The organism is Acetanaerobacterium sp. MSJ-12 (assembly GCF_018917875.1).
In the GTDB taxonomy this organism is placed as follows: Bacteria; Bacillota; Clostridia; order Oscillospirales; family Ruminococcaceae; genus Bittarella; species Bittarella massiliensis.
This window is the reverse complement of sequence record NZ_JAHLPK010000004.1, coordinates 138,386-161,834: the sequence shown is the minus strand read 5'-3', so window position 1 is coordinate 161,834 and position 23,449 is coordinate 138,386. Positions and strand designations below refer to the sequence as shown.

General features: G+C 63.1%; 20 protein-coding genes. 18 read left to right on the top strand and 2 right to left on the bottom strand.

The window, feature by feature from the left end:
* Nucleotides 1-14 precede the first annotated feature (14 nt).
* The 11 genes from KQI11_RS06090 to KQI11_RS06040 all read left to right on the top strand — a co-directional run bounded on the left by KQI11_RS06090 (nucleotide 15) and on the right by KQI11_RS06040 (nucleotide 11,263).
* On the top strand, nucleotides 15-1,079 hold the full coding sequence (locus KQI11_RS06090) for a BMP family lipoprotein (protein ID WP_216401468.1): 1,065 nt from the start codon (nucleotides 15-17) through the stop codon (nucleotides 1,077-1,079).
* 68 nt (nucleotides 1,080-1,147) lie between these two features.
* The gene (locus KQI11_RS06085) at nucleotides 1,148-2,695 is read left to right on the top strand and encodes an ABC transporter ATP-binding protein (protein ID WP_216401467.1); all 1,548 of its coding nucleotides are present in this window, start codon (nucleotides 1,148-1,150) and stop codon (nucleotides 2,693-2,695) included.
* A complete protein-coding gene (locus KQI11_RS06080; protein ID WP_216401466.1) occupies nucleotides 2,676-3,809 on the top strand; it encodes an ABC transporter permease in 1,134 nt (377 codons plus the stop codon). The genes KQI11_RS06085 and KQI11_RS06080 overlap by 20 nt, the downstream gene beginning before the upstream one ends.
* A complete protein-coding gene (locus KQI11_RS06075) occupies nucleotides 3,802-4,731 on the top strand; it encodes an ABC transporter permease (RefSeq protein ID WP_216401465.1) in 930 nt (309 codons plus the stop codon). Before KQI11_RS06080 ends, KQI11_RS06075 begins: the two co-directional genes overlap by 8 nt.
* Nucleotides 4,732-4,749: 18 nt before the next feature.
* Nucleotides 4,750-5,418, top strand: a complete 669-nt coding sequence (locus KQI11_RS06070) for a ribulose-phosphate 3-epimerase (RefSeq protein ID WP_286172611.1) — start codon at nucleotides 4,750-4,752, stop codon at nucleotides 5,416-5,418.
* Between the two features lie 685 nt (nucleotides 5,419-6,103).
* A complete protein-coding gene (dltA, locus tag KQI11_RS06065; RefSeq protein WP_216401463.1) occupies nucleotides 6,104-7,624 on the top strand; it encodes a D-alanine--poly(phosphoribitol) ligase subunit DltA in 1,521 nt (506 codons plus the stop codon).
* On the top strand, nucleotides 7,621-8,796 hold the full coding sequence (dltB, locus tag KQI11_RS06060; protein WP_216401462.1) for a D-alanyl-lipoteichoic acid biosynthesis protein DltB: 1,176 nt from the start codon (nucleotides 7,621-7,623) through the stop codon (nucleotides 8,794-8,796). Before dltA ends, dltB begins: the two co-directional genes overlap by 4 nt.
* A 63-nt stretch (nucleotides 8,797-8,859) precedes the next feature.
* Complete coding sequence (gene dltC, locus KQI11_RS06055) at nucleotides 8,860-9,099, top strand: D-alanine--poly(phosphoribitol) ligase subunit DltC (protein WP_216401461.1); 240 nt, start codon at nucleotides 8,860-8,862, stop codon at nucleotides 9,097-9,099.
* Nucleotides 9,096-10,304, top strand: a complete 1,209-nt coding sequence (gene dltD / locus KQI11_RS06050; protein ID WP_216401460.1) for a D-alanyl-lipoteichoic acid biosynthesis protein DltD — start codon at nucleotides 9,096-9,098, stop codon at nucleotides 10,302-10,304. Before dltC ends, dltD begins: the two co-directional genes overlap by 4 nt.
* Nucleotides 10,270-10,431: a hypothetical protein gene (locus KQI11_RS06045; protein ID WP_021661028.1), complete on the top strand. Its 162-nt coding sequence runs from the start codon at nucleotides 10,270-10,272 to the stop codon at nucleotides 10,429-10,431. The genes dltD and KQI11_RS06045 overlap by 35 nt, the downstream gene beginning before the upstream one ends.
* A gap of 178 nt (nucleotides 10,432-10,609) precedes the next feature.
* Nucleotides 10,610-11,263 (top strand): hypothetical protein, encoded by a 654-nt coding sequence (locus KQI11_RS06040; protein ID WP_216401459.1) that lies wholly within the window; start codon nucleotides 10,610-10,612, stop codon nucleotides 11,261-11,263.
* Between the two features lie 154 nt (nucleotides 11,264-11,417).
* Here the strand turns inward: KQI11_RS06040 and KQI11_RS06035 are convergent, their stop codons facing one another.
* A complete protein-coding gene (locus KQI11_RS06035) occupies nucleotides 11,418-11,930 on the bottom strand; it encodes a P-loop nucleotide/nucleoside kinase family protein (protein ID WP_216401458.1) in 513 nt (170 codons plus the stop codon).
* A 59-nt stretch (nucleotides 11,931-11,989) separates the two neighbouring features.
* Complete coding sequence (gene murC, locus KQI11_RS06030) at nucleotides 11,990-13,366, bottom strand: UDP-N-acetylmuramate--L-alanine ligase (protein WP_021661025.1); 1,377 nt, start codon at nucleotides 13,364-13,366, stop codon at nucleotides 11,990-11,992.
* A gap of 388 nt (nucleotides 13,367-13,754) precedes the next feature.
* On the opposite strand from murC, the gene KQI11_RS06025 reads away from it, so the two are divergent.
* From KQI11_RS06025 to spo0A, 7 genes are all read left to right on the top strand, one after another.
* Entirely contained in the window at nucleotides 13,755-14,618 is an 864-nt protein-coding gene (locus KQI11_RS06025; RefSeq protein WP_073261153.1) for a MurR/RpiR family transcriptional regulator, read from the top strand.
* 9 nt (nucleotides 14,619-14,627) lie between these two features.
* On the top strand, nucleotides 14,628-15,869 hold the full coding sequence (locus KQI11_RS06020; protein WP_216401457.1) for a BaiN/RdsA family NAD(P)/FAD-dependent oxidoreductase: 1,242 nt from the start codon (nucleotides 14,628-14,630) through the stop codon (nucleotides 15,867-15,869).
* A 91-nt stretch (nucleotides 15,870-15,960) separates the two neighbouring features.
* A complete protein-coding gene (cmk, locus tag KQI11_RS06015; RefSeq protein ID WP_216401456.1) occupies nucleotides 15,961-16,635 on the top strand; it encodes a (d)CMP kinase in 675 nt (224 codons plus the stop codon).
* Complete coding sequence (locus KQI11_RS06010) at nucleotides 16,632-17,237, top strand: lysophospholipid acyltransferase family protein (protein ID WP_216401455.1); 606 nt, start codon at nucleotides 16,632-16,634, stop codon at nucleotides 17,235-17,237. The genes cmk and KQI11_RS06010 overlap by 4 nt, the downstream gene beginning before the upstream one ends.
* Entirely contained in the window at nucleotides 17,228-19,252 is a 2,025-nt protein-coding gene (locus KQI11_RS06005) for a bifunctional 4-hydroxy-3-methylbut-2-enyl diphosphate reductase/30S ribosomal protein S1 (RefSeq protein ID WP_216401454.1), read from the top strand. Before KQI11_RS06010 ends, KQI11_RS06005 begins: the two co-directional genes overlap by 10 nt.
* Nucleotides 19,253-20,795: 1,543 nt before the next feature.
* Nucleotides 20,796-22,025, top strand: a complete 1,230-nt coding sequence (gene spoIVB / locus KQI11_RS06000) for a SpoIVB peptidase (RefSeq protein ID WP_216401453.1) — start codon at nucleotides 20,796-20,798, stop codon at nucleotides 22,023-22,025.
* 162 nt (nucleotides 22,026-22,187) lie between these two features.
* On the top strand, nucleotides 22,188-22,967 hold the full coding sequence (gene spo0A, locus KQI11_RS05995) for a sporulation transcription factor Spo0A (RefSeq protein ID WP_216401452.1): 780 nt from the start codon (nucleotides 22,188-22,190) through the stop codon (nucleotides 22,965-22,967).
* Nucleotides 22,968-23,449: the final 482 nt, after the last annotated feature.

The window sequence follows — 23,449 nt, the reverse complement described above, 5'->3', positions numbered from 1 at the left end:
AGGAGGAAACTGAGATGAAAAATTGGGAATTGGGGAAGCGCATTCTCGCAGCTTCTCTGGCGGGCCTTCTCTGCTTGAGTGGCCTGACTGGCTGCGGAGGCGGCGAGGAGGCCAAGGGAGACGAGGAGAAGAAGGTTCAAATCAAGGCGGCCATCGTCGTCTCGGGCGGCTTTGGCACCCAGAGCTTCTCCGACGTGGCGCTGGCGGGCTGCCAGAAGGCGGCCGACGAGTTTGGCTTTGAGCTCAACAAGATCGAAAAAGTGTCGGCGGCCGACGCGGCCAACACCGCCCGCTCCCTCATCAGCCAGGGGATCAACGTCATCATCTTCCCGGCCGACACCTATCAGGACACCATCAAGGAACTGGCGCCGGAGTACCCGGACGTCTACTTTGTCAGCCCGGACTGCGCCATCCCCGACCTGGAAAATGTGGCGTCCGCCTTTTACCGGGAGCAGGAAGCGGCTTTCCTGCTGGGCGCCCTGGGAGGCAAATTGACCAAGAGCAACAAGCTGGCTTTCATCGGCTCCAACTCCAACGTCATCATGAACCGCTTTGACTACGGGTTCCAGGCTGGCGTCAAGTACGTCAATTCCAAAGCCACCGTCACCTCTACCCAGACCGGCAGCTACACCGACGTCAACAAGGGCAAGGAGATCGCCAACATGCTCTATGACCAGGGGGTCGACTACATCGCCCCGGCGGCTGCGGCCTGCAACGTGGGCGTCTTCCAGGCCTCTTCTGAGCGCGGCGGAAACTGCTGGACCTTCGGCGCTGCCGACGGGCAGTTCCATCTGATGCCCGACCGCATCGTCGCCAGCCAGGTCAAACGGGTGGACAACACCTGTTACCGCTTCCTCAAAGAGATTGCCGAGGGCAACTTCAAGGGCGGTACCCCGGTGGAGATGGGCCTGAAAGAGGAGGGCGTGGACCTGCTCTACACCACCAACGAGACCCTGAAGGCGACCATCCCCCAGGAGGCCATCGACCAGGTAGAGGCCCTGCGCAAGGATGTCATCGACGGCAAGATCAAAGTTCCGGCCACCAAGGAAGACTTTGACAGCTTCCAGTTCCCGGCGTAAATAGAACGGCGGACGGCGGCCTCGAAAAGGGCCGCCGTCCGGCTGCACAGAAAGGGCGTGAACCAGAGGTGCGGGAGAAGATCATCGAGCTAAAGGGAATCACCAAAATCTACCCCGGCGTGATTGCGAACGACCACATTTCGCTCGACATCGAACAGGGGGAGATCCACTCCCTGGCGGGGGAGAACGGGGCGGGCAAATCCACCCTGATGGGCATTCTCTACGGACTCAACCAACCTGACGAGGGGAGCATCTATCTGCGGGGCAAAGAGGTTCGCTTTCACTCCCCCAAAGACTCCATCGCCAGCGGGCTGGGCATGGTGCACCAACACTTTATGCTCATCCCCAAATTCACCGTCACCCAGAACATCATTCTGGGAATGGAAGTGGGCAGCCGGTTGAAAATCGACTACCCCAAAGCGGAGAGGGAGGTACGCCAACTCTCCGAACAGTACGGGCTGGGCATCGACCCCAGCGCAAAGGTCAGCGAGTTGTCGGTCACCATGCAGCAGCGGGTGGAAATTTTGAAGATCCTCTACCGCAAGGCAGAGATCCTCATCTTCGACGAGCCCACTGCCGTCCTCACCCCCCAGGAGATCGACGAGTTCTGCGACATCCTCATGCGGCTGCGGGACAGCGGCAAGACCATCATCTTCATCAGCCACAAGCTGGCCGAGGTGGAGAAGATATCCGACCGGGTCACCGTCATCCGCCGCGGCAAGGTGGTCTGCACCAAAGCCATGGCCGAAGTAAACCAGGCGGAACTGGCGCGGCTGATGGTCGGCCGAGAGGTGATCATGGGTGGCGGCGAGCGCGCCCAGGTGGACAACAGCGAGGTGCTGCTGGACCTGAAAAATCTCTCTTACAAGACCCGCCAGGGGGTTCAAAAACTCCATCAAATCGACCTGCAACTGCACCGGGGCGAGATCCTCGGCATTGCGGGGGTGGACGGCAATGGCCAGGAGGAGTTGGAGAACATCATCTGCGGCAAGCTGCACCCCAGCGAGGGAAGCCTCACCTTTAAGGGGGAGGACATCTCCCAGATGGGGGTCAAGGAAATCAAGAAAAAAGGGGTGGGGGTCATCTTCGAGGACCGGCACAAGGACGGCCTGGTGCTGGATTTCTCGGTCAAAGAAAACCTGGTTCTCGGGTTTCAAGACCAGCGCCGCTTCCTCAAGTACGGGGCCTTTCTAGACCGCAAAAAGGTCGACCAGAACGCCCAGAAGCTCCAGGAGGATTTTGACATCCGCTGCGGCAGCCTGGACGATCCCGCCGGCAAGCTCTCCGGCGGCAATCAGCAAAAGATCATCATTGCCCGGGAGATGAGCGCCAACCCCGAGATGATCATGGCCATTCAGCCCACCCGCGGCCTGGACATGGGGGCCATCTCCTTTGTGCAGGAAAAATTGGTAGAGGCGCGAAACGCCGGAAAAGGGGTTCTCCTTTTCTCCCTTGAACTCGATGAGATCCTCCAGGTCAGCGACCGCATTGCCGTCCTCTTTAAAGGGCGGGTCGTCAAGGTGCTGAAAAACAAAGGGATCACCAAAGAGCTCCTGGGGCAGTACATGCTGGGTGTAGACGGAGAGGAGGACATCGATGAAGCAGTCAACCGCTGAGCGGCCCCCTTCTTTGACAGGGAAGGAGAAACCCGCCAAAAAATTTAAGAAACCGAGCTCGGAAAAGCTGCGCGCAATGGGGTTGGAGTGCTCCATCTCCCTCATCGCCTTTGCGCTCTCCATTGTCACCGGCGGTATCATTCTGGCCATTTTGGGGGTCAATCCCCTCACCGCTTACGCCTCCCTCTTCAAGGGGGCGCTGGGTACCCCCAGCGCCATAGCGGGCACCGTCAACAGGATGATCCCCATCATCCTGGCCGGTCTGGCCATTGCCGTGGGCAGAAAGGGCTCGGTCTTCAACATCGGCGTTGAGGGCCAGCTCATCATTGGTGCCCTGCTGGGCTGCCTGGCGGGCATCTACCTCAAGCTGCCGGCGATCATCCACCTGCCGGTCTGTCTGCTCTGTGGCATGCTGGGCGGTATGGCCTGGGCCTTTATCCCCGCCTGGCTGCGGCTGAAAAAGAATGTGGGCGTGGTCTTTACCACCATCATGTTCAACTACATCGCCAAGTTCCTGCTGACCTATCTGGTCATCAGCGTCTTTGTCACCTCGGGGGGCCAGCTCTCGGCCACCGAGAAGATGCAGGACACCGCCCGCCTGCCCGCCCTCATCGGGCGGCCCTACAACATCAACTCCGGCATCCTGGTCGCCATCCTCGCTGTGATTGTCGTCTATATCTTTATCAATAAAACCAAGTGGGGCTATGAGATGCGGGCCACCGGCATCAACAAAGACGCCTCCGGCTCTGCCGGCATCAATGTCGACCGCAACATGTTCTTGGCCCTCCTCATCTCCGGCGCCCTCGCCGGACTCGGGGGCAGCTTGGAGATCCACGGCTCGGTTTTCCGGGTGTTTGCCGATTACTCGCCCGGCTACGGCCCCACCGGCATCGCCGTGGCCCTGCTGGCCAAGAGCAACCCCATCGCCGTTTTGCTCACCGCCTTTCTCTTTGGCGCCATGCGCAACGGCGCGGCGCTGATGCAGATGAGCACTGGCGTCTCCTCCGAATTCGTCTCCATCGTCCAGGGGCTGATCATCATCTTTGTCTGCTCCGAAAACTTTATCCGCTACCTCATGAAAAAAGCACAGAAGAGAGGTGTGGCACATGCTTAGCGCCCTGTCTTACATCGTTTTGGCCACCATTCGTCTGGGCACCCCCATCGCCATCACCGCCATGGGGGCCACCATCTCCGAGCGAACGGGCATCCTCAACATCGGCCTCGAGGGCATTATGAGTATGGGCGCCTTCCTGGCGGTGCTGGGCTCCTACTGGACCGGCAACCCCTGGTTTGGCGTTCTCCTGGCCGTCCTTGTCGGCGTGGTCATCTCGGCCATCCACGGCTTTGTCTCCATCGTCTGCGGCGGGGCGCAGGGGGTCTCCTCCCAGGCCCTGGTGCTGCTGGCCACCGGCTTTTGCTCGGTGGGGCTGCAGGCCATCTTCGGGCAAAAGGGTATGTCCCCCACCGTCAATACCATTGCCACCACCGAGTTTCTGCGCCCCATCCCCCTAGTGGGGAACATCCTGGCCGACTTTTCCCCCATCGTCTACATCGCCCTCATCCTGCTATTTGTCTGCAACTTTGTCCTCTTTAAAACCCCGCTGGGTCTGCGGATGTGCGCCTGCGGCGAACACCCCCGGGCGGCCGAGACCGCCGGCATCAACGTGGGGGCCATGCGCTTTCTGGGCGTTTTGATCTCCGGTTTCCTGGGTGGACTGGCCGGGGCCTTCCTCTCGGTGGGGCAGATGAACCTGTTCCAAGAGGGGATGGTGGCAGGCCGTGGCTACCTGGCCATGGGCGCCATCATCATGGGCCGCTGGACCCCCACCGGGGCCTTTGCCGCGGCCATGTGCTTTGGCTTTTTCGACGCGGTGCAGCTCTACATTCAAATCATCCCCAACTCCCCCATCCCCCACGAGTTCGTGCAGATGATCCCCTATGTGGCCAGCCTGATTGTTTTGGCCCTCACCATCAAGGGAGCCACCGGCCCTGCCGCCTCGGGGCAGCCCTACTCGAAGATCTCGGGCACCCGCTAGAAAGGGAGGGTGAACAGAATGGGTATCCTCACCGCCACTCTGGCCTGCGCCGACTGGCTCCACCTGGGCGACGACCTGCGCGCCCTGGAGCGGGGCGGCTGCGACTGGTATCACCTGGACATTATGGACGGCCACTACGTCCCCAACCTCTGCCTCAATTTTGACCTCATCCGGGCGGTCCGCGCCGCCTCGCCCCTGCCGGTGGACTGCCACCTGATGGTGGAAAACCCGGGGGACTACCTCTCCCAACTGGCCCAAAACCGGGTGGAGCGGGCGGCCTTTCACCTGGGCTGCCCGGTGGACACCGCCTCCCTCTTAAAGGAGCTGCGCCGGGTGGGGATCGCCCCCGGCCTGGCCCTGAACCCCGACGAGCCGGTGGGGGCCCTGAGCCCCTACCTGGAGCTCTGCGACTGGGTGCTCCTGATGGGGGTGAAACCCGGCTTTTCGGGGCAGAGCTTTCTACCCGGAACGGTGGAGCGGGTGGCCCGTTTGGCCGCTCTCCGCCGCACCCTGGGCCGCCCCCTCCTCATCGAGGTGGACGGGGGGATCGGCCCGGAAAACGGGTGCGCCTGCGCCGACGCCGGGGCCGACGCCCTGGTGGCTGGGGCCTTTGCAGTCTTCTCCCAGCCCGACGGCGTCGAGGCCGCCTGCCGCCGCTTTCGCGCGGCAGCCTTCCCCGGCGCATAGGCACCCATACCGATGGGGCGGGGGACGCCACCCCTCTTCCTGTCGGGCATACAATCTCCTCCCCATTTTCAAAAGGGCGCCGGTACATCCGGCGCCCTTTTGGCGGGTGCAGAGCAAAGGGAGGGGAGAGACCCGGCCTCCTCTCGGGCCGGCGCTTTTTGACCGCCCCGTCCAAAGCGGCGGGAAGGGCGGCTGCACGGATTGATGGGCTGCCCTCTTTGCGCTGCGCGCCAAAACGGGCGGGGGGACAGGCAAAACCACCTGCGCCGCAGAGCAGCTGAAAAAGGGGCGGGGACTGCAAATCGGCGCACCGGACAGAGCTGTGAGGGAAAAAACTGCTCCGTGCGCGGCACAAAAGGGGACACAGGCAGGGCAGTTTCGCCCATTTTTATGACGTGCAGCCCCGGAAACTGCTGAAGATTTTATGAATTTCTCGCCCCTCCTTTGGGGCGGGAAATTCGCCCTCTCCCCGCCGCGCCCCACCGCGGTGGGATTTGTCCCCCCAAAAATGGCGCTCGTATCCCATTTTTGCCCGCTCTCTCGCCGGTTGACAGGAAATTATCGCCATCCTATAATGGGAGACAACACCAGTGAAAAACAGCGGCCATCCCGCTGTTTTTCTGTGTTTTTGGGCTCTGCAATCGCTCGATAGCCAATTGCAGGGCCTGAGGAAGGGGAATCGCCGATGAACTTGTTGGACGCCATTGCCAGCCACGCCGCCGCCCGGCCGGAGGCCCTGGCCTACCGCTCTCCCCAGGGGGAGCTGACCTACCGCCAGCTGTGGGAGGGGGCGGGCCGACTGGCCGCCGCGCTGGATCGCCGCCTGGGGGAAAACCGCGCTCCCCTGGTGGTCTACGGGCACAAGGGCCCTCTGGTGCCCCTGTGCTTTTTGGCCTGCGCCCGCTCGGGCCGGGGCTACTGCCCGGTGGACACCTCCCTTCCCCCCGAGCGGGTGGCCCGCACCGTCGAGGCAGCCGACCCGCCGCTGGTGCTGACCGCCGAGCCGCTGGCCGACCCCTGCGGCCGCCCAGTGCTGGCCGCCGCTGAGCTGGCCGCCCTGGCCGAGGGTGGAGAGCCCCCTGTCGCTCTCCACCCGGTGGAGGGGGAGGACCTCTTTTACATCCTCTTCACCTCCGGCAGCACCGGCACCCCCAAGGGGGTGCAGATCACCGCCGACTGCCTCGACCACTTTTTGGACTGGTCCTCCCAGCTGGGGGAGGGCTTCCCGGCAGAGGCGCCCCGGGTCTTTCTCAACCAGGCCCCCTTCTCCTTTGACCTGTCGGTGATGGACCTCTACACCGCCTTTTACACCGGTGGCACCCTCTGGACCCTGCCCAAAGAGGTGCAGCAGGATGCGGCGGCCCTCTTTTCCTCTCTGGAGCGGTCGGGGGCCCAGGTCTGGGTCTCCACCCCCTCCTTTGCCGAGGTCTGCCTGGCCGACCGGCGCTTTGACAGCGCCCTGCTGCCCGACATGAAGCTCTTCCTCTTCTGCGGGGAGACGCTGCAAAACGCCACCGCCCAAAAGCTGCACAGCCGCTTTCCCGGGGCCAAGGTCATCAACACCTACGGCCCCACCGAGTCCACCGTGGCCGTCACCCAGGTGGAGATCACCCCCGCCCTGGCGGCCGCCGACGAACCCCTGCCGGTGGGGGCCCCCAAGCCGGGCACCTGGCTCTTGATTGCCGGCCCGGAAGGGGAGGACCTGCCCGAGGGGGAGCGGGGGGAGATCGTCATCGTGGGGGACACGGTGAGCAGCGGCTACTTCGGCCGCCCCGACCTGACCGTGCGCGCCTTTGGCACCCGGCGGGTGGCGGGGGGCGAGTACCGCCTCTACCGCACCGGGGACAAGGGCTATCTGCGGGGCGGGCAGCTGCACTACTGCGGCCGGCTGGACCTGCAGATCAAGCTGCACGGCTACCGCATTGAACTGGAGGACATCGAGCAGAACATCTGCCGGCTGCCGGGCGTTCGGGGGGCGGTGGTGCTGCCCCAGGAGCGGGACGGCGCCATCCGCAGCCTGACGGCCTACGTGGCGGCGGACTGGCCGGGGGAGCGGGGCTTTGCCGCCTCTCAGCGGGCCAGGGGGGAGCTGGCCCGGTTCCTCCCCGCCTACATGATCCCCAAGAAATTCGTCTTTCTGGACGCCCTCCCCATGACCGCCAACGGCAAGGTGGACCGCAAGGCGCTGGGAGGGCTGGCAAGGTGAGTTTTTACGGCGACCTGCGCTTCTTTTTGGCGCTGGCGGCGGCCCTGGTGCCGGCGGCGGTGTTGGGGCTGCGAGAAAAAACCCTCAAGGGGTACAGCTTCGCCCTCTCGCTGCTCTTCATCTGGCTGGTGTACGGCGGGCAGCCGGCGCAGCTGCTCTGGCTGGCGGGCTTTTACCTGCTGGAACTGCACGCCGTCAAGGGCTACCTGCTGCTGCGCCGCAAGTTCGGCCGCAACAGCGTGATCTACGGCCACTTCGTGGCCCTGGCCCTGGCGCCGCTTCTGCTCTACAAGTTCTCCGGCCTCTTTGGCAAGAGCGTGTTCGGCTTTTTGGGCATCAGCTACTTGAGCTTTAAGGTGCTGCAGGTCATCATCGAGATATACGACGGGGTCATCAAGGAGATGGGCGGGCTGGAGCTCTCCAGCTTCCTCCTCTTCTTCCCGGCCATCAGCTCGGGCCCCATCGACCGCAGCCGCCGCTTTCTGGCGGACTGGCACACCGTCTATCCCCGGGCGGAGTACCGCAAACTGCTGGGGACGGGGCTGCAGAAGATCGCCCTGGGGCTCTTTTACAAGTACGCCCTCTCCCAGCTGTTTTACCAGGTGATGGGCCGCTTTGCCCACCGCTACCGCCCCCTGCCGCTGGCGGGGTACGGGTACAGCTACGGCTTCTACCTCTTTTTCGACTTTGCCGGCTACAGCCTGATGGCCATCGGCGTCAGCTACATCCTGGGCATCCGCACCCCGGAGAACTTCGACAAGCCCTTTTTGAGCGTGGACATAAAGGACTTCTGGAACCGCTGGCACATCACCCTCTCCCACTGGTTCCGGGACTTTCTCTTCTCCCGCTTTATGATGAACGCCATCCGCAAAAAGTGGTTTTCCAGCCGCCTGAACGGGGCGGCGGCGGGGCTGATCGTGAACATGCTGGTGATGGGCCTCTGGCACGGGTTCACCGGCTGCTACATCGCCTACGGCCTCTACCACGGGGTGCTGTTGGCCCTCACCGAGATCTACCAGAAGAAGTCGGCCTTTTACAAGAGAAACCGGGACAAGGGGTGGTACAAGGCCCTCTCCTGGTTTGTCACCCTGCAGCTGGTGATGGTGGGGTTCCTCATCTTCTCGGGGGCCATGGCCGAGGCGGGAAGGGCCGTGTTGGCAAAACTCATCTGACCCCCGGGGGCAAAACCGCGCATCGCGCCGCTGGGGCGGCCATTATAGAAAGGAGCAACTGCAATGGAAGAAAACGTTTTGGAGATGTTGGTGAAACTCTGTGACGACGAGGTGGTGCGGGAGGACCTGGACGTGGAGCTCTTTGAGACCGGGCTCATCGACTCCCTGGGCTTTACCGAGCTGCTGGTGGACATTGAGGACCGCTTTGGGGTCGTCATCTCCCCCTCCGAGTTGGAGCGGGAAGAGATGAACACCCCCCGCAAGATCATCGCCCTCATCGCCCAGAGGAGCGCCCAGGCGTGAAGAGGGCAGCCGCCGCCCTGTTGGCCCTGGTGCTGGCCCTGGGCTGCGTCTGGGGGTCGGGGCGCTACTTCCGCGGCCAGTTGGAGGGCGACTTGCGGCGCCAGCTCATCTACGACACCAGCCTGGAGAAAAACTATTCGCCAAATGCCTTTTCCGCCCTTCGGGACGAGAGCAGTCTGTTGGTGCTGGGCTCGTCGGAACTGACGCTACACGAGGAGAGCACCCACCCCCAGCTGGTGTTTGGCAGCGGCAACTCCGACTTCAACACGGTGCTGCTGGGGGTGCCGGGGACCCAGAGCCTCAACCAGGCCATCAATCTGGCGGCCCTGTCGGATCAGATGGCCAACAAAAAGGCGGTCTTTATCCTCTCCCCTCAGTGGTTTTACAAACAGGGGGTCTACCCCGAGACCTTCGCCAGCCGGTTTTACCTGCAGATGTTTGACGCCTTCATGAAAAACGAGCGGGTGACAGACGAGACCAAGCGAAAGATCTTGCGCCGGTGCAAGGGGCTCCTCGTCAAGGACCCCGAGCGCAAAAAGCAGGTGGAGACCTACGAGAAGATCTACCTCACCGGGGATCTCGACCCCCTGGACTACCTGCAGCTGGGGGTGGGAAATCTCTTTTCGGGGCTGCAGTCGGACTACAATGTCTGGCGCACCCAGACATACCCCCACCAGCAGGCGGAACACCGCTATACCCCCTTTATCGCCTCGGTCAAGCCCAGCGAGACGACGGTCCGCGCCGGGGAGATCGACTGGGCAGCCCTGCGCCAGCAGGGGGAGGAGCAGGGAAAGAGCCTCTGCACCAACAACTCCTTTTACATGGAAGACGGGTATTACCAGGACCTGATTCGCGCCCGGGGCTACACCGCCCGCAACTCTGAACGGGATTCCAGCTTCAAGGTGTCCCCGGAGTACGACGACCTGCGGCTGTTCTTGCAGGTGGCCAAGGAGCTGGGGATCGAAATCATGCTGGTGAGCGTGCCGGTCAACGGCTACTGGTACGACTACACCGGGTTCCCCCAAGAGGACAGAAAGCAGTACTACCAAAACATCCGCAACATCGCCGAGCAAAACGGGGTGCGGTTGGTCGACTACTCCGACCGGGAATACGAGCCCTATTTTTTGAGAGACATCATGCACCTGGGCTGGAAGGGATGGGCGTATCTAGATGAACAGATTTACCAGTTTTATCAGGCGGATTAAGGGCAACCCCTGGCTCTCCTTCCTGGGGTGGACGGCCTTTTTCTTCCTCCTCTTCATAGGCATCTACATCGGGCTCCTCTGCACCGACTTCTCCACCGCCCCACAGTTCCTCTACAATCAGTTTTAAAAGGGGTGCTTTGCCGTCCGCGGCATTCGCCCTATTTCGACAGATTTCCCTTGTGCGAAGCGCTGCTTTTTGATCCCCTTTTTCGACAGACAGCACAAGAAGTGTGTTGCCCCCTGTTCCTTTTTCCGCCCTTCGACTATACTAGAGGGGGAAATTGGGCGGAAAGGGGGCGGTCTCTGTGAAGCGGATGGGACGGGTGTTGGCGGTGGCGCTGCTGTGCGCCCTTTTGGCGGGCTGTGCCCCCGCTGCCCCCAACCGGGCGGAGAGCAGTTCCGCCCCGGCGGGGGAGAGCTACTTTCCCGCCGATCTCAGCGAGAGCCAGGTGATCGATGTCTACCTGGACCGCTGCCGCTGGCTGGCGGCCGAGGCGCCCGACTGGACCAGCGCGGACCAGCTGTCCCCCGATACCCTGGTGGTGCTGGGCTACTACCTTCCCCTTTACCCCGACAACCGGGCGCCAGACCGCCCCTATTACAACTACGGGGCCGCGTCGGCGGACGAGCTCTCCGGCTACCTCTTTCCCCAGGACGAGGTGGAGGGGGTTTGCCAGCGCTACTTTGGGGTGCCGCCCCAGTGGGTGCGGGAGAGCGGGCGCTACCTGCCCGAGCGGGAGAGTTACGCCCTCATCTACCGCCCCGTTCCCCGCGAATACCTGTTTGCGCTGGACGACTGGCAGGTGGGCGGGTCGCTGATGAGCCTTTCGGTGAGCGTCTACGAGCGGACGGTGGACGGCGAGCGAGGGTCCCTCCTGCGCCGGCGGCGCATCTCCATCGAGGGGACCGGGGACGGGGACTTTCACTACGTGGGGGTCACCACCCTGCCCACCCAGTGACGGGGCCCTTGACCGGCAGAGCGAGATGCTAAGAACAAAGGCCCGGAAGGCGCTGCAGAGGCTGCTTTCCGGGCGCTTTTTTGCCTCTCCCGGTGGGGGGAGGCAGACGGAGAGGAAGGCCCGGCAGATCCTTCTGCCGGGCCTTCCTCTCCCTTTACCCGATGCAGTCGGGCAGCTTGTCGCCGGGGTGGATCACCCAGTCGGCCTCCCCCTCGGCGAGGGGTTCGAAACGGCTGTCGAAGAGGGCCTGCATCTCGGGGTCGATGCGGTATTCCCGCCCCTGGGCGGCGGCGTTTCGCCGCGCCAGCCGCCGGGCGCGCAGCTCGGCGGGGGCGGTGAAGAGGAGCAGCTTGACCGGCACCCCTGCTCTGGCGAACCGGGCCCGGGTCTCGGCCCGCTCCGCCGCGCTCCAAAAGCCAAAGTCCAGCAGCACGTCCGCCCCGGCCAGGGCGATCTCCTCCGCCCTCGCCAGCAGGTAGGTGCGGCACCGCTCCCAGACCGCCCGGTGGGCCTCCCCCAGGTACTCGGGGAAGAGGGCGAGCATCAGCTCGTCCACCGAGAGCAGGGCGGCCCCCCGCTCGGCCTGCCAGGTCCGGGCAAAGGTGCTCTTGCCGCTGCCGGTCTTGCCGCAGAGCAGGTAGACGGTGCCGGTGGGCTTTCCCTCCATCAAACTTCCTCCCTCCCATCAAAAAAGGCGCCCAGCAGCTGCTGCCGGGCGCCCCTCTGTCAGTTCTTTTTCTCTCCCAGCAGCAACTTGTCGATCTTGTAGACGTCGCCGCAGCCCAGGGTGAGCACCAGGTCGCCCGGCTCCACGTGTGCCAGCAGGTAGTCGGCCACCTCGGGGAAGGTGTCCAGCTGCACGCTGCCGGGCACCTTGTCGGCCAGGTCCTTGGCGTGGATACCGTAGGTGTTGATCTCCCTCGCGCCCATGATGGCGGTGATCACCGCCCGATCGGCGATCTGCAAGACCCGCGCAAAGTCGTCCAGCAGGATCGAGGTGCGGGAGAAGGTGAAGGGCTGAAAGACCGCCCACACCTTGTTGTAGCCCATCTGGGTGGCCACCTTGAGGGTCGCCTCCAGCTCGGCGGGGTGGTGGGCGTAGTCGTCGGCCACGGTGAAGCCGTTCACCTCCCCCAAAAACTCAAACCGGCGGCCCGCCCCGCCGAAGTGGGGCAAGTGCTCCTCCAGCTGGGCGGGGGTGACCCCGCACTGCAGCGCCGCCACGCAGACGGCTAGGGAGTTGAGGACGTTGTGCCGCCCCGGCACCCCCAGCCGGATCCGGCAGAGGGTCTCGCCCCGGTGGCAGAGGTCGTACTGGTAAAAGACCCCCCGCTCCACGGCGATGTTCTCGGCGGTGTAGTCGAGCCCCTCCTTGGTGCCGAAGGTGAGGATGGGTACCGTCACCCCGTCCAGGGATCTCATGGAGTTCTCGTCGTCCCCGTTGACGATGACCATCTTGCTGGCCATCTTGTTGAAGGCGTTGAAGGAGCGGATGATGTTCTCGAGATTTTTGAAGTACTCCAGGTGGTCCCGGTCGATGTTGAGGACCACCGAGACGTCGGGGCTGAGCTTTAAGAAGGTGTCCACGTACTCGCAGGACTCGCAGACAAAGGTCTCGCTCTTCCCCACCCGGCCGTTGCCGCCGATGCTGCGCAGCTTGCCGCCGATGACCGCCGTGGGGTCGGCCCCGCAGTCCAGCAGCAGCTGGGTGAGCATGGCGGTGGAGGTGGTCTTGCCGTGGGTGCCGCAGATGCAGACGGCGTTTGGATACTGGCGGGAGATGACCCCCAGCAGCACCGAGCGCTCGATGACGGTGGCGTTGGAGGCCTTGGCCGCCAGCAGCTCGGGATTGTCCTTCATGATGGCCGCGGTGTAGACCACCAAGTCGGCCCCCTCGATGTTTTTGGGGTCGTGGCCCAGGTGCACCGGGATCCCCAGCCCCCGCACCAGGGCAAGGGTGTCGGTCTCGTTGTTGTCCGAGCCGGTGATGAAATAGCCCTTGTCGTGCAAGATCTGGGCCAGGGGGAACATCCCCGACCCGCCGATGCCGATGAAATGAACGTGCTGTTTGCCCTTGAGCAAGTCCTCGTAGATAACTGCCATGTTGCGCACACCTCGAATATAGTCTCAGGGATGGGGGCGCAGGCCCCCGCGAAATAGGATGGGCGATGAGTTCCCATAGAATATACCACATTTCCCCTGCAAAATCCACGCCTTTGCCGGTTTTGCCGCCATTTTTGACAGTTCGCCCGGCTGCGGACGGCATTTTGCAAGAAGCTGCCATCATTTCCTGCAAAAAAGGGGGAGAAGGGGCAAAAATTCCTTGCAATTTTGGCCCCGCGACGATACACTGATAGTGTTGACAAGTTCGGTAAAAAACAGCCGCTTTCCCAGCGGCGTCCATTCCATTATACGCCGAGTGGCAGACGCCCATGCGCGGACGCCCGCCTTTTTTGTGGCCGGCGCGGGGCAGAGAGGCAGGGAGAGGATTTTGAGCAGTTTGCTACACACCATCGAGGAGAAGATGGGCCAGTTTTCCAAGGGGCAGAAGAAGATTGCCCGCTACATCTTTGAAAACTACGACAAGGCCGCCTTTATGACCGCCTCCAAGCTGGGGCGGGAGGTGGGGGTCAGCGAGTCCACCGTGGTCCGCTTTGCCATGGAGGTGGGCTTTGAGGGCTACCCCCAGTTCCAGCGCTCCCTCAAAGAGCTCATCAAGAGAAACCTCAGCGCCGTGCAGCGGATGCGGGTCACCTCCGAGCAGATCGGCGACCGGGACGTCCTCTCCCGGGTGCTGGAGCTGGACATCGCCACCGTCCGCAAGACCGAGCAGGCCGTCTCCAGCGAGGACTTCAATCGCGCCGTCGAGACCCTGCTGGAGGCCCGGCGCATCTACATCGTGGGAATGCGGGGGGCCTCCTCCCTCTCCTCCTTCACCGCCTACTACTTCAATATGATCTTTGAAAACGTCCACCTCGTCAGCGAGGACAAGGGCTCCGACGTCTTTGAGCAGATCGTCCGCATCGGCGAGGGGGACGTGATCCTGGGCATCAGCTTCCCCCGCTACTCCAAAAAGACGGTGCGGGCGTTGACCTGCGCGGCCAAGAGCGGGGCCAAGGTCATCTCCATCACCGACAGCGAAAAGTCCCCCATCGCCGCCATGGCCGACACCGTCCTCTACGCCAAGAGCGAGATGATCTCCTTTGTGGACTCGCTGGTGGCCCCCCTCAGCCTCATCAACGCCCTGATCGTGGCCCTGGGCCAGCGCAAGCAGACCGAGGTGTTTGCCACCCTGGGCAAGCTGGAGACCATGTGGAACGAGGACCAGGTCTACGAGAACATCGGCGAGGTGTGAGGAGTGGAGATGGAGAGAGTGTACAGCGCCGCGGTGATCGGCGGCGGCCCCGCGGGGCTGATGGCGGCCGGACTGCTTGGGCAGGGGGGACTGCCGGTCCTCCTGCTGGAAAAAAACGACCAGCCCGGCAAAAAGCTGCGCATCACCGGCAAGGGCCGGTGCAACCTGACCAACAACTGCGAGGTGGAGGACTTTCTGCGAAACGTCCCCCGCAACCCCCGCTTTCTCTACTCGGCCCTCTACGGCTTCTCCCCGCAGGACACCATGGCCTTTTTTGAGGGGCTGGGGGTCCCCCTCAAGACCGAGCGGGGGAACCGGGTCTTCCCCCAGAGCGACCGGGCCGGCGACGTGGTGGACGCCCTGACAAACTGGTGCCGGGCCCAGGGGGTGGAATTTCGCCAGGGCGAGGTGGAGGCGGTCGCCCCCGGCGCGCCCTTCTCGCTGTCCCTCAAAGAGGGGGGCGCCGTCTCCGCCCACCGGGTGGTGGTGGCCACCGGCGGCCTCTCCTACCCGCAGACCGGCAGCACCGGCGACGGCTACCGCTTCGCCCGCCAGCTGGGCCACACCGTCACCCCGCCGGGGCCCTCCCTGGTGCCCTTGCGCTGCGGCGAGCAGTGGTGCAAAAACTGCCAGGGCCTCTCCCTGAAAAACGTCACCCTCACGGTGGAGGAGGTGGGGAAGAAGCGCCCGGTCTTCAGCGAGCTGGGGGAGATGCTCTTCACCCACTTCGGGGTATCGGGGCCGCTGGTCCTCTCCGCCTCCTGCCACATGGAGGACGCGCCCGGGCGCTACCGGCTGCACATCGACCTAAAGCCCGGGCTCACCCACGAGGCACTGGACCGCCGGCTGCTGCGGGACTTTGAGGAGTACCGGAACAAAAACCTGCAAAACGCCCTGGGCAAACTGCTGCCGCAAAAGCTCATCGGTAGCTATGTGGCCCTCACCGGCATCCCCGGCGAGAAGAAGGTCAACCAGCTCACCCAGGCCGAGCGGGGGGAGATGGTGCGGGTGATGAAGGATCTGCCCCTCACCGTCTCCGGCTTCCGCCCCGCGGCCGAGGGGATCATCACCCGCGGCGGCGTCTCGGTGCGGGAGGTGGACCCCGGCTCCTGCCAGTCCAGGCGCTGCCCGGGCGCCTACTTTGTGGGCGAGGTGCTGGACGTGGACGGCTACACCGGCGGCTTCAACTTGCAGATCGCCTTTTCCACCGCCGTGGCCGCGGCCCGGGACATCCTGGCCCAGCCCCGGTGACCCTTCCGTTTCCCTACCGGCCGCTCTCCGGAGCGGCTTTTGCCCCCGAGAGGGGCGCCATTACCACCGATTTCGAGGAGGACGAACAGATATGTTATCCATTGCCATTGACGGGCCCGCCGGTGCGGGCAAGAGCACCATCGCCCGCACGGCGGCCGGGGCGCTGCACTTTATCTACGTGGACACCGGGGCCCTGTACCGGGCCATCGGCTATCACGGCCTGCAGGTGGGGGCTGACCTGACAGACACGGCGGCCATCAAGGCCCTGCTGCCGGAGCTGCAGGTGGACCTGCGCTTTGTCGAGGGCCAGCAGCGGGTCTTTGTCGGCGGCGAGGACGTGAGCGACTTCATCCGCTCCCCCCAGGTGAGCAAGGCCGCCTCCCAGGTCTCGGCGGTGCAGGAGGTGCGGGATTTCCTGATGGAGACCCAGCGCTCCCTGGCCCGCAAGAACAGCGTCATCATGGACGGGCGGGACATCGGCACCGTGGTGCTGCCCGACGCCGATTTGAAAATCTTCCTCACCGCCTCCCCCGAGGCCCGGGCCCAGCGCCGCTGCAAGGAGCTGGAGGAGAAGGGGAGCCCTGTCCCCTATGAGGAGGTGCTGCGGGACATCCAGCAGCGCGACTACGACGACAGCCACCGGGAGGCCGCCCCCCTCAAACAGGCTGCGGACGCGGTGCTGGTGGACACCAGCGAGCTGAATTTGGCGGAGAGCGTGGACGCGGTCTGCGCCCTTATCCGCCAGCGTCTGGGGGACCGGCTATGAGTTTTTACCGCTTTGCCCACGGGGTGGTCAACGTGATCTTTCGCGCCCTCTACCGGGTGCATTACGAGGGGCGGGAGAACCTGCCCCCCCAGGGCGGCTACGTCTTCTGCTCCAACCACATCAGCGACCTGGACCCCATCTTTGTGGCCCTGCCGGTGCGCCAACAGATCTGCTACATGGCCAAGATCGAGCTCTTTAAGGGCCGCTTCACCGGCAGACTGCTGCGGGCCCTAGGGGCCTTCCCGGTGGATCGGGGCAAGGGGGACACCTCCGCCTTGGACCGGGCCAAAGAGGTGGTGAAGGAGGGGAAGATCCTCGGCGTCTTTCCCGAGGGGACCCGCTCCAAGACCGGCAAGCTGCTCAAGCTCAAGTCGGGGGCCATCGTGGTCTCGGCCCAGACCGGGGCCGACATCCTGCCGGTGGCCATCTGCGCCCCCAAGGGGATGCACCCCTTTGCCCCCGTCTATGTGCGCTACGGTGCCCTCATCCGCAATGAGGAGCTGGGGCTGACCGACATGAAGGCCGCCTCCCAGCTCAAGGGGGCCAAGGCCCTGCTCACCGAGCGGATGGCGACCCTGCTGGAGGAATTGTCATGCCGGTGATTTTGGCGAAGACCGCGGGTTTTTGCTTTGGGGTGGACCGGGCGGTCAAACAGGTCTATGACCTGCTGGAACAGGGGAAGCGGGTGTGCACCCTGGGGCCCATCATCCACAACACCCACCTGGTGGCCGACCTGGAGCGTCGCGGGGTGCGCACGGTCACTTCCCCCGCCGAGGTGGGGGAGGGGGAGACCCTGGTCATCCGCTCCCACGGGGTCCCCGCCTCGGTCTATGCGCAGATCGAGGCGGCGGGGATCGACTGGGTGGACGCCACCTGCCCCTTTGTGGCAAAGATCCATCAGATCGTGAGGGAGCGCTCAGAGGCGGGGGACCTGGTCTTGGTCGCCGGGGACCCCGATCACCCCGAGGTGGTGGGGATCGTCGGCCACTGCCCCGGCGAGGTGCGGGTCTTCTCCACCGCCGGGGAGCTGCGCCGCCTGGCAAAGGAGGGGGACTTCTCCGGCCGCCCGGTGTCGATGGTCAGCCAGACCACCTTCAACGTGGCCCTCTGGAAAGAGGCGGTGGCCGAGGCCGAGGCCCTCTTTCCCGGCCTCTCGGTCTTCTCCACCATCTGCTCGGCCACGGCCAGCCGGCAGCAGGAAGCCGAGGCCCTCTCCAAGGAGAGCGGGCTGATGGTGGTGGTGGGGGACCGAAAAAGCTCCAACACCGCCAAATTGAGGGAGGTTTGCGAAAAAAATTGCCCCACAATCCTGGTAGAAACTGCGGATGAACTGTTGCAACAGCGCGGTTTGTATGCTAAAATAATAGGAGTTACCGCTGGTGCTTCGACTCCGGCGTGTATAATCAAGGAGGTACTACATACAATGAGTGAACTGCAAAACGACGTTCAAGGCGAAGACTTCAGCTTTGAAGAAGCACTGGAGGAGAGCCTCAAGCCAATATATACCGGCCAGCGCCTCAAGGGCGTAGTCACCAGCATCGCCCCCAATGAGGTGACCGTCGATATTGGCACCAAGCACACCGGTTTTGTCGCCCTGAGCGAGCTCACCAACGATCCCAACGCGTCGGCGGACGACATCGTCAAAAAAGGCGATGAGATCAACGTGATCGTTTTGCGGGTCAACGATCAGGAAGGCACCGTCCAGCTGTCCAAAAAGCGCTACGACGCCATCGAGGGCTTCGACAAGATCGTCAAGGCCCAGGAGGAGGACGCCATCCTCACCGGCACCGTGACCGACGTCATCAAAGGCGGCGTGCTGGTCAGCTGCTACGGCATCAAGGTGTTCGTCCCCGCCTCCCTGGCGACCCTCCGCCGCAACGACGACCTCAACGCCCTCAAGGGCACCGAGGCCGAATTCAAGGTCATTGAGATCAACGAGCGCCGGGCCCGCGCCATCGGCTCCATCAAAGCCGTTCTGGCCGAGCGCAACAAGGCCGTTGCCGAGGCCTTCTGGCAGTCCGTTGAAATCGGCAAGCACTACACCGGCACCGTCAAGAGCCTGACTTCCTACGGCGCCTTCATCGACCTGGGCGGTGTGGACGGCATGGTCCACATCAGCGAGCTGAGCTGGAAGCGCATCAAGCACCCCAGCGAGGTGGTCAAGGTCGGCGACACCGTCGAGGTCTACGTCAAGGACGTGGACTTTGAGAACAAGAAGATCTCCCTGGGCTACAAGAAGACTGAGGACAACCCCTGGGTCATCTTCCAGAGAGACTACCATGTCGGCGATGTCATCAAGGTGCAGATCGTCTCCATCACCTCCTTTGGCGCCTTTGCCCGGATCATCGACGGGGTGGACGGCCTGATCCACATCAGCCAGATCTCCAACGAGCGGGTCGAGAAGGTGGCCGACGCCCTGCAGGTCGGACAGGAGGTCGAGGTGAAGATCACCGAGGCCGACATCGACCGCAAGCGGGTCAGTCTGTCCATCCGCGCCCTGCTGGACAGCCCCAAGCGGGAGGAGCGGGATGACGACTACGGCTTCTCTTCCAGCGAGAACAACGTGGTCTACTCCACCGAAGAGGCCGATGCCCTGAAAGAGAGCGAAGGGGAGTAATCCACCCCTTTTGAAAAAGCGCCCTGGAGCGAGCCTGAACGGCTCCCTCCAGGGCGCTTTTCTCTAGTGTGGAAGGGGGGCGTCCGCGTCGCCCGCCCCTTTTCGCCCGCCGCCCTCTGTCTATTGGGGTGCAAAGGCGCGATTGCCGCCCCGCTGTCTATTCTTTTGTCCGCGCTGGGGAAGGGGAGAAGGAGGCGGCTGTACTGCCACCCCTCCTTCCCCGCCGTCCCCCCTGTTCATCGGAGTGCAAAATACGGTTGTCGCCCCGTTGCCCGCCCCTTTTGCCGCATCGCAGAAAAAATGGGGGGAGCGACCGTGTCATCTGCCCCTTTTCCGCCGCTTCCTGTCCATTGGGGTGCAAGAACGCGATTGCTGCCCTGTCGCCCCGCCTTTTGTCTGCGCCGCAGAGGGGGGAAGGTGTGTTGCCTCCTCCTTTTTGCCTGCCGTCCACTGCCTATTTGGGCGCAAAGACGCGATTGCTGCCCTCGCCCATTCCTCTGCCCACACTGGTGGAAGGGGAGAGGGTGTGTCGTTTGTCCCTTCCTGCGCGCTGCTCCCCTTCTATTTGGGGCAAAGGCGCGATTGCCGCCCTGCTGCCTGCTCTTTTGTCCGCGCAGGGAAAGAGGGAGCGAGCGCATTGTTTCTCCCTTCCCGCCTGCCGTTCCCTGTCTATTGGGAGCAGAGACGCGCTTGCCGCCCCACAGCCCACCCCTTTGTCCGCACCGGAGAAGGGAGAGCAGCTGTGCTGCGTCCTTTCCGCCTACTTATCCCCCTGCCCATTGAGGCGAAACGGTGCGACTACCGCCCTGCTGTCTATTCTTTTGTCCGCGCTGGGGAGGGGGTGCGCCGTACTGCGCCCCTTTCCGCTTGCCTCCCTGCCCATTGGGGCAAAAAGGTGCGACTAGCGCCCTGCTGCCCACTCCTTTGTCCACGCAGGGGAAGGGGGAGCGCTGTACTTATTCCTTTCCACCTTTTCCCCTGCCCATTGGGGCGCAAAAGCGCGATCGTCGCTCTTCTATCCACTCCTCTGGCTGCGCCGGGAAAGAGGAAACAGCCGTGTTGTCCGTGCCATCTGGCCGCAGCCCCTGCCATTGGAGCGCAGAACACGGTTGTCGTCCCGTCATCTGTTCCTTTATCCGCGCCGGGGAAGAGGAGAGCGGGTGTGTCATCTGCCCCTTTCCGCCTGTCATTCCCTGTCTATTGGAAGCAGAGGCGCGATTGCCGCCCACCGCTCGCCCCTTTGTCCGCACTGTGGGAGGGGGGCGGCTGTGTTACCGCCCTTCCCGCTCGCCATCCCCTGCCAAATGGGATGCAAAATCGCGCCTGCCCCGTCTTCGCCACTCCGCCGTCCTTCGCCGGGCAGGCGACAGCTCCTCCGCCTTCCCCTTCTTTTTGACCAGTTTTTTACAAAAAAATCGACTGCGCGCCGCTAGACTGGTGAGAGGCAGTTTGACCGCTTCTGCCCCCGCTGCCGCGAATTTTTTCCTTTTATAATTGTGGGTGAGCGGGCAAACAGTAAGGAGGTAAAGGCAGGCGATTTGCGTTGAAAAAACAGATTCAAAAAATATGCGGGCTGGCGGCGGCCCTCTGGGCGGCCTTCTCCCTCTCCTCGCTGGGAGCGGTGGCCTACTATCAAAAGACCCTTCCCGACCAGTTCTACGTCTCCTCGGCCGATGCAGTCTCCTTCTCCGGGGCCACCCCCTTCTCCTTTGCCACTGGCACCGACGAGCGGGCGCGGGAGGCGGCGGCCTCTGTGGGGGGAAGTCAGAACTTCTTTACCGACCTCAACCTCTTTGGCCTCATCCCGGTCAAGGACGTCCACGTCTCGGTGGCGGACAAGCCGGTGGTCACCGTCTCCGGCCGCCCCTTTGGGGTGAAGATGTACACCGACGGGGCGGTGGTGGTGGGCATCTCCCCGGTCAAGACCAAAGACGGCGCCAAGACCCCGGGCGAAGAGGCGGGGCTGCAGGTGGGGGACGTCATCGTCACCCTGGGCGGCCGGCCGATCAAGAGCTACACCGACATCACCGCCCAGGCCAAGGCCGGGCAGCCCCTGGTCTGTGAGTACATGCGGGGCGGTTCCCGCTGCTCCACCACCGTCACCCCGGCCCTCTCCAGCGAGGGGGGATACAAGTTGGGGGTCTGGGTGCGGGACTCCTCGGCGGGCATCGGCACCATGACCTTTGTGGCCGGCAGTGGGGACAACCTGATTTTTGCCGGGCTGGGCCACGGCATCAGCGATGTGGACACCAAGGACATCATGCCCCTGGCCACCGGCGAGATCGTCTCGGCCAGGATCAGCGGGGTACAGAGGGGGGAGAGCGGCACCCCGGGCGAACTCAAGGGCCTTTTTACCAGCGAAAAGGCGCTGGGCACCCTGCGCCAAAACGGCGAGACCGGGGTCTACGGCCTCTTTCACCAGGCCCCGCAGGGCACCACCATGCCGGTGGCCTATAAGCAGGAGGTCAAGGAGGGGGCGGCCCAGATCCTCTGTACCCTGGAGGGGGACACCCCCAAGCTCTACAACATCGACATCGAGAGGGTCAACCTCAACGACAGGGAGCGCAGCAAAAACCTGCTCATCCGCGTCACCGACAGCGAACTGCTGGAAAAGGCAGGGGGGATCGTCCAGGGGATGAGCGGTAGCCCCATCATCCAGAACAACCAGCTGGTGGGGGCGGTCACCCATGTGCTGGTCAACGACCCCACCCGCGGTTACGGCATTTTCGCGGAAAATATGTGGGAATCCACCAAAACCGTCTCCGTTTCCTGAGGATGTTGCCCCAATTTCCGCTATTTTTGATTCTTTTGATATTTATTACAAATTTTCCCAGACAAACCCATTGACAATCTTACAGAAACTGGTAAAATATAGGTGTGTGATGACTTTAGATAAGGGAAAAGCAAATTTTATTGTATCAGGAGGAGATTGACAATGAATACAAAGGTCAAGGTATTGGTGGCTGACAACAGCGCGGAGTTTGGGGAGCCCTGCGCCGAGGTGCTGAAAAAGCACGGCTATGCAGTCACCACCATCGCCAGCGACGGCAATCTGTGCGTGGAGGCCATCTGCAAACAAAAGCCGGCGGTGGTGATTTTGAACGCCTTCATGGCCAATCTGGACGCCATTGAGGTGATGACCCAGACCCGCGAAAAGGGGATCACCCCCATCTACGTGGCCATGTTGGGTTTTGACAACTACAATATCGAGTCCGCCCTCATGCAGGCCGGCGCCAGCTATTACGCCATTCAGCCCTTTGACTTTGAGGTGCTGGCAAAGCGGGTGGCCACCCTGCTGGGCAAGGTGGAAGAACCCGCCGGCGAGACGGTGGTCCCCATGAGCCAGACCGACTTGGAGATCGCCATTACCGAGACGCTGCACCTGATCGGCGTGCCCGCCCACATCAAGGGCTACCACTACATCCGCGACGCCATCTCCCTGTGCATCCAAAACAGCGAGATGCTGGGCTCGGTCACCAAGATGCTCTACCCCACGGTGGCCAGGATGCACGGCACCACCGCCTCCCGGGTGGAGCGGGCCATCCGCCACGCCATTGAGGTGGCCTGGGACCGGGGCGATATCGAGGTGCTCAACAGCTATTTCGGCTACACCGTCAACGCCCTGCGCGGCAAGCCCACCAACTCCGAATTCATTGCTATGATTGCCGACCGGATGTCTCTCTCCATGAAAAAGAGCGGCGGCGTACACGCCTAACACCCCCTTCTCGCGTCCCCTGGTACTGTTTGATTTCCCCATTTGCGCCGGCAGCCTTCCCACTGGCGGCGCATCCCCAAAAGTGTGAAAAGAGAGCGCGCCCGGCCAAAATCGGGCGCGCTCTTTTGGGGTCGGGGACCTGGGGGCGGTTGCCGCCTCCCTCCCGATGGGAGAGAGGCGTGTCTCCAAGGAGCGGGCGACGACCCAACAGGGGGGAGTTCTGCCCCAGCTTCTCCTCCTGCCTTTTCCCCATTCCTGCCGTCCCAAAGAGGGAGAACAGGACCTATAACCCCTGGCAATTTGGTAGTTTGCCCAAATAATTCCTTTTCCTTTTGCCCTTTATGCCCGAAATTACCACGGTTTCGCATTTGTGGTGCGCCGGCAAAAATGATATAATATTTCTTACATCCACCTGCTGCAAGTGCACGGGCTGGATTTATTTTGGAATACATCATCGCTTTAAAGCGAAGAAAGGCGGTGAG

What these genes read in the sequence shown, in the direction of transcription:
- KQI11_RS06090 (WP_216401468.1), top strand. Translation starts at nt 15, where the DNA reads ATGAAAAATTGGGAATTGGGGAAGCGCATTCTCGCAGCTTCTCTGGCG.
- KQI11_RS06080 (WP_216401466.1), top strand. Translation starts at nt 2,676, where the DNA reads ATGAAGCAGTCAACCGCTGAGCGGCCCCCTTCTTTGACAGGGAAGGAG.
- KQI11_RS06075 (WP_216401465.1), top strand. Translation starts at nt 3,802, where the DNA reads ATGCTTAGCGCCCTGTCTTACATCGTTTTGGCCACCATTCGTCTGGGC.
- KQI11_RS06070 (WP_286172611.1), top strand. Translation starts at nt 4,750, where the DNA reads ATGGGTATCCTCACCGCCACTCTGGCCTGCGCCGACTGGCTCCACCTG.
- dltA (WP_216401463.1), top strand. Translation starts at nt 6,104, where the DNA reads ATGAACTTGTTGGACGCCATTGCCAGCCACGCCGCCGCCCGGCCGGAG.
- dltC (WP_216401461.1), top strand. Translation starts at nt 8,860, where the DNA reads ATGGAAGAAAACGTTTTGGAGATGTTGGTGAAACTCTGTGACGACGAG.
- KQI11_RS06045 (WP_021661028.1), top strand. Translation starts at nt 10,270, where the DNA reads ATGAACAGATTTACCAGTTTTATCAGGCGGATTAAGGGCAACCCCTGG.
- KQI11_RS06035 (WP_216401458.1), bottom strand. Translation starts at nt 11,930, where the DNA reads ATGGAGGGAAAGCCCACCGGCACCGTCTACCTGCTCTGCGGCAAGACC.
- murC (WP_021661025.1), bottom strand. Translation starts at nt 13,366, where the DNA reads ATGGCAGTTATCTACGAGGACTTGCTCAAGGGCAAACAGCACGTTCAT.
- KQI11_RS06020 (WP_216401457.1), top strand. Translation starts at nt 14,628, where the DNA reads ATGGAGAGAGTGTACAGCGCCGCGGTGATCGGCGGCGGCCCCGCGGGG.
- cmk (WP_216401456.1), top strand. Translation starts at nt 15,961, where the DNA reads ATGTTATCCATTGCCATTGACGGGCCCGCCGGTGCGGGCAAGAGCACC.
- KQI11_RS06010 (WP_216401455.1), top strand. Translation starts at nt 16,632, where the DNA reads ATGAGTTTTTACCGCTTTGCCCACGGGGTGGTCAACGTGATCTTTCGC.
- KQI11_RS06005 (WP_216401454.1), top strand. Translation starts at nt 17,228, where the DNA reads ATGCCGGTGATTTTGGCGAAGACCGCGGGTTTTTGCTTTGGGGTGGAC.
- spo0A (WP_216401452.1), top strand. Translation starts at nt 22,188, where the DNA reads ATGAATACAAAGGTCAAGGTATTGGTGGCTGACAACAGCGCGGAGTTT.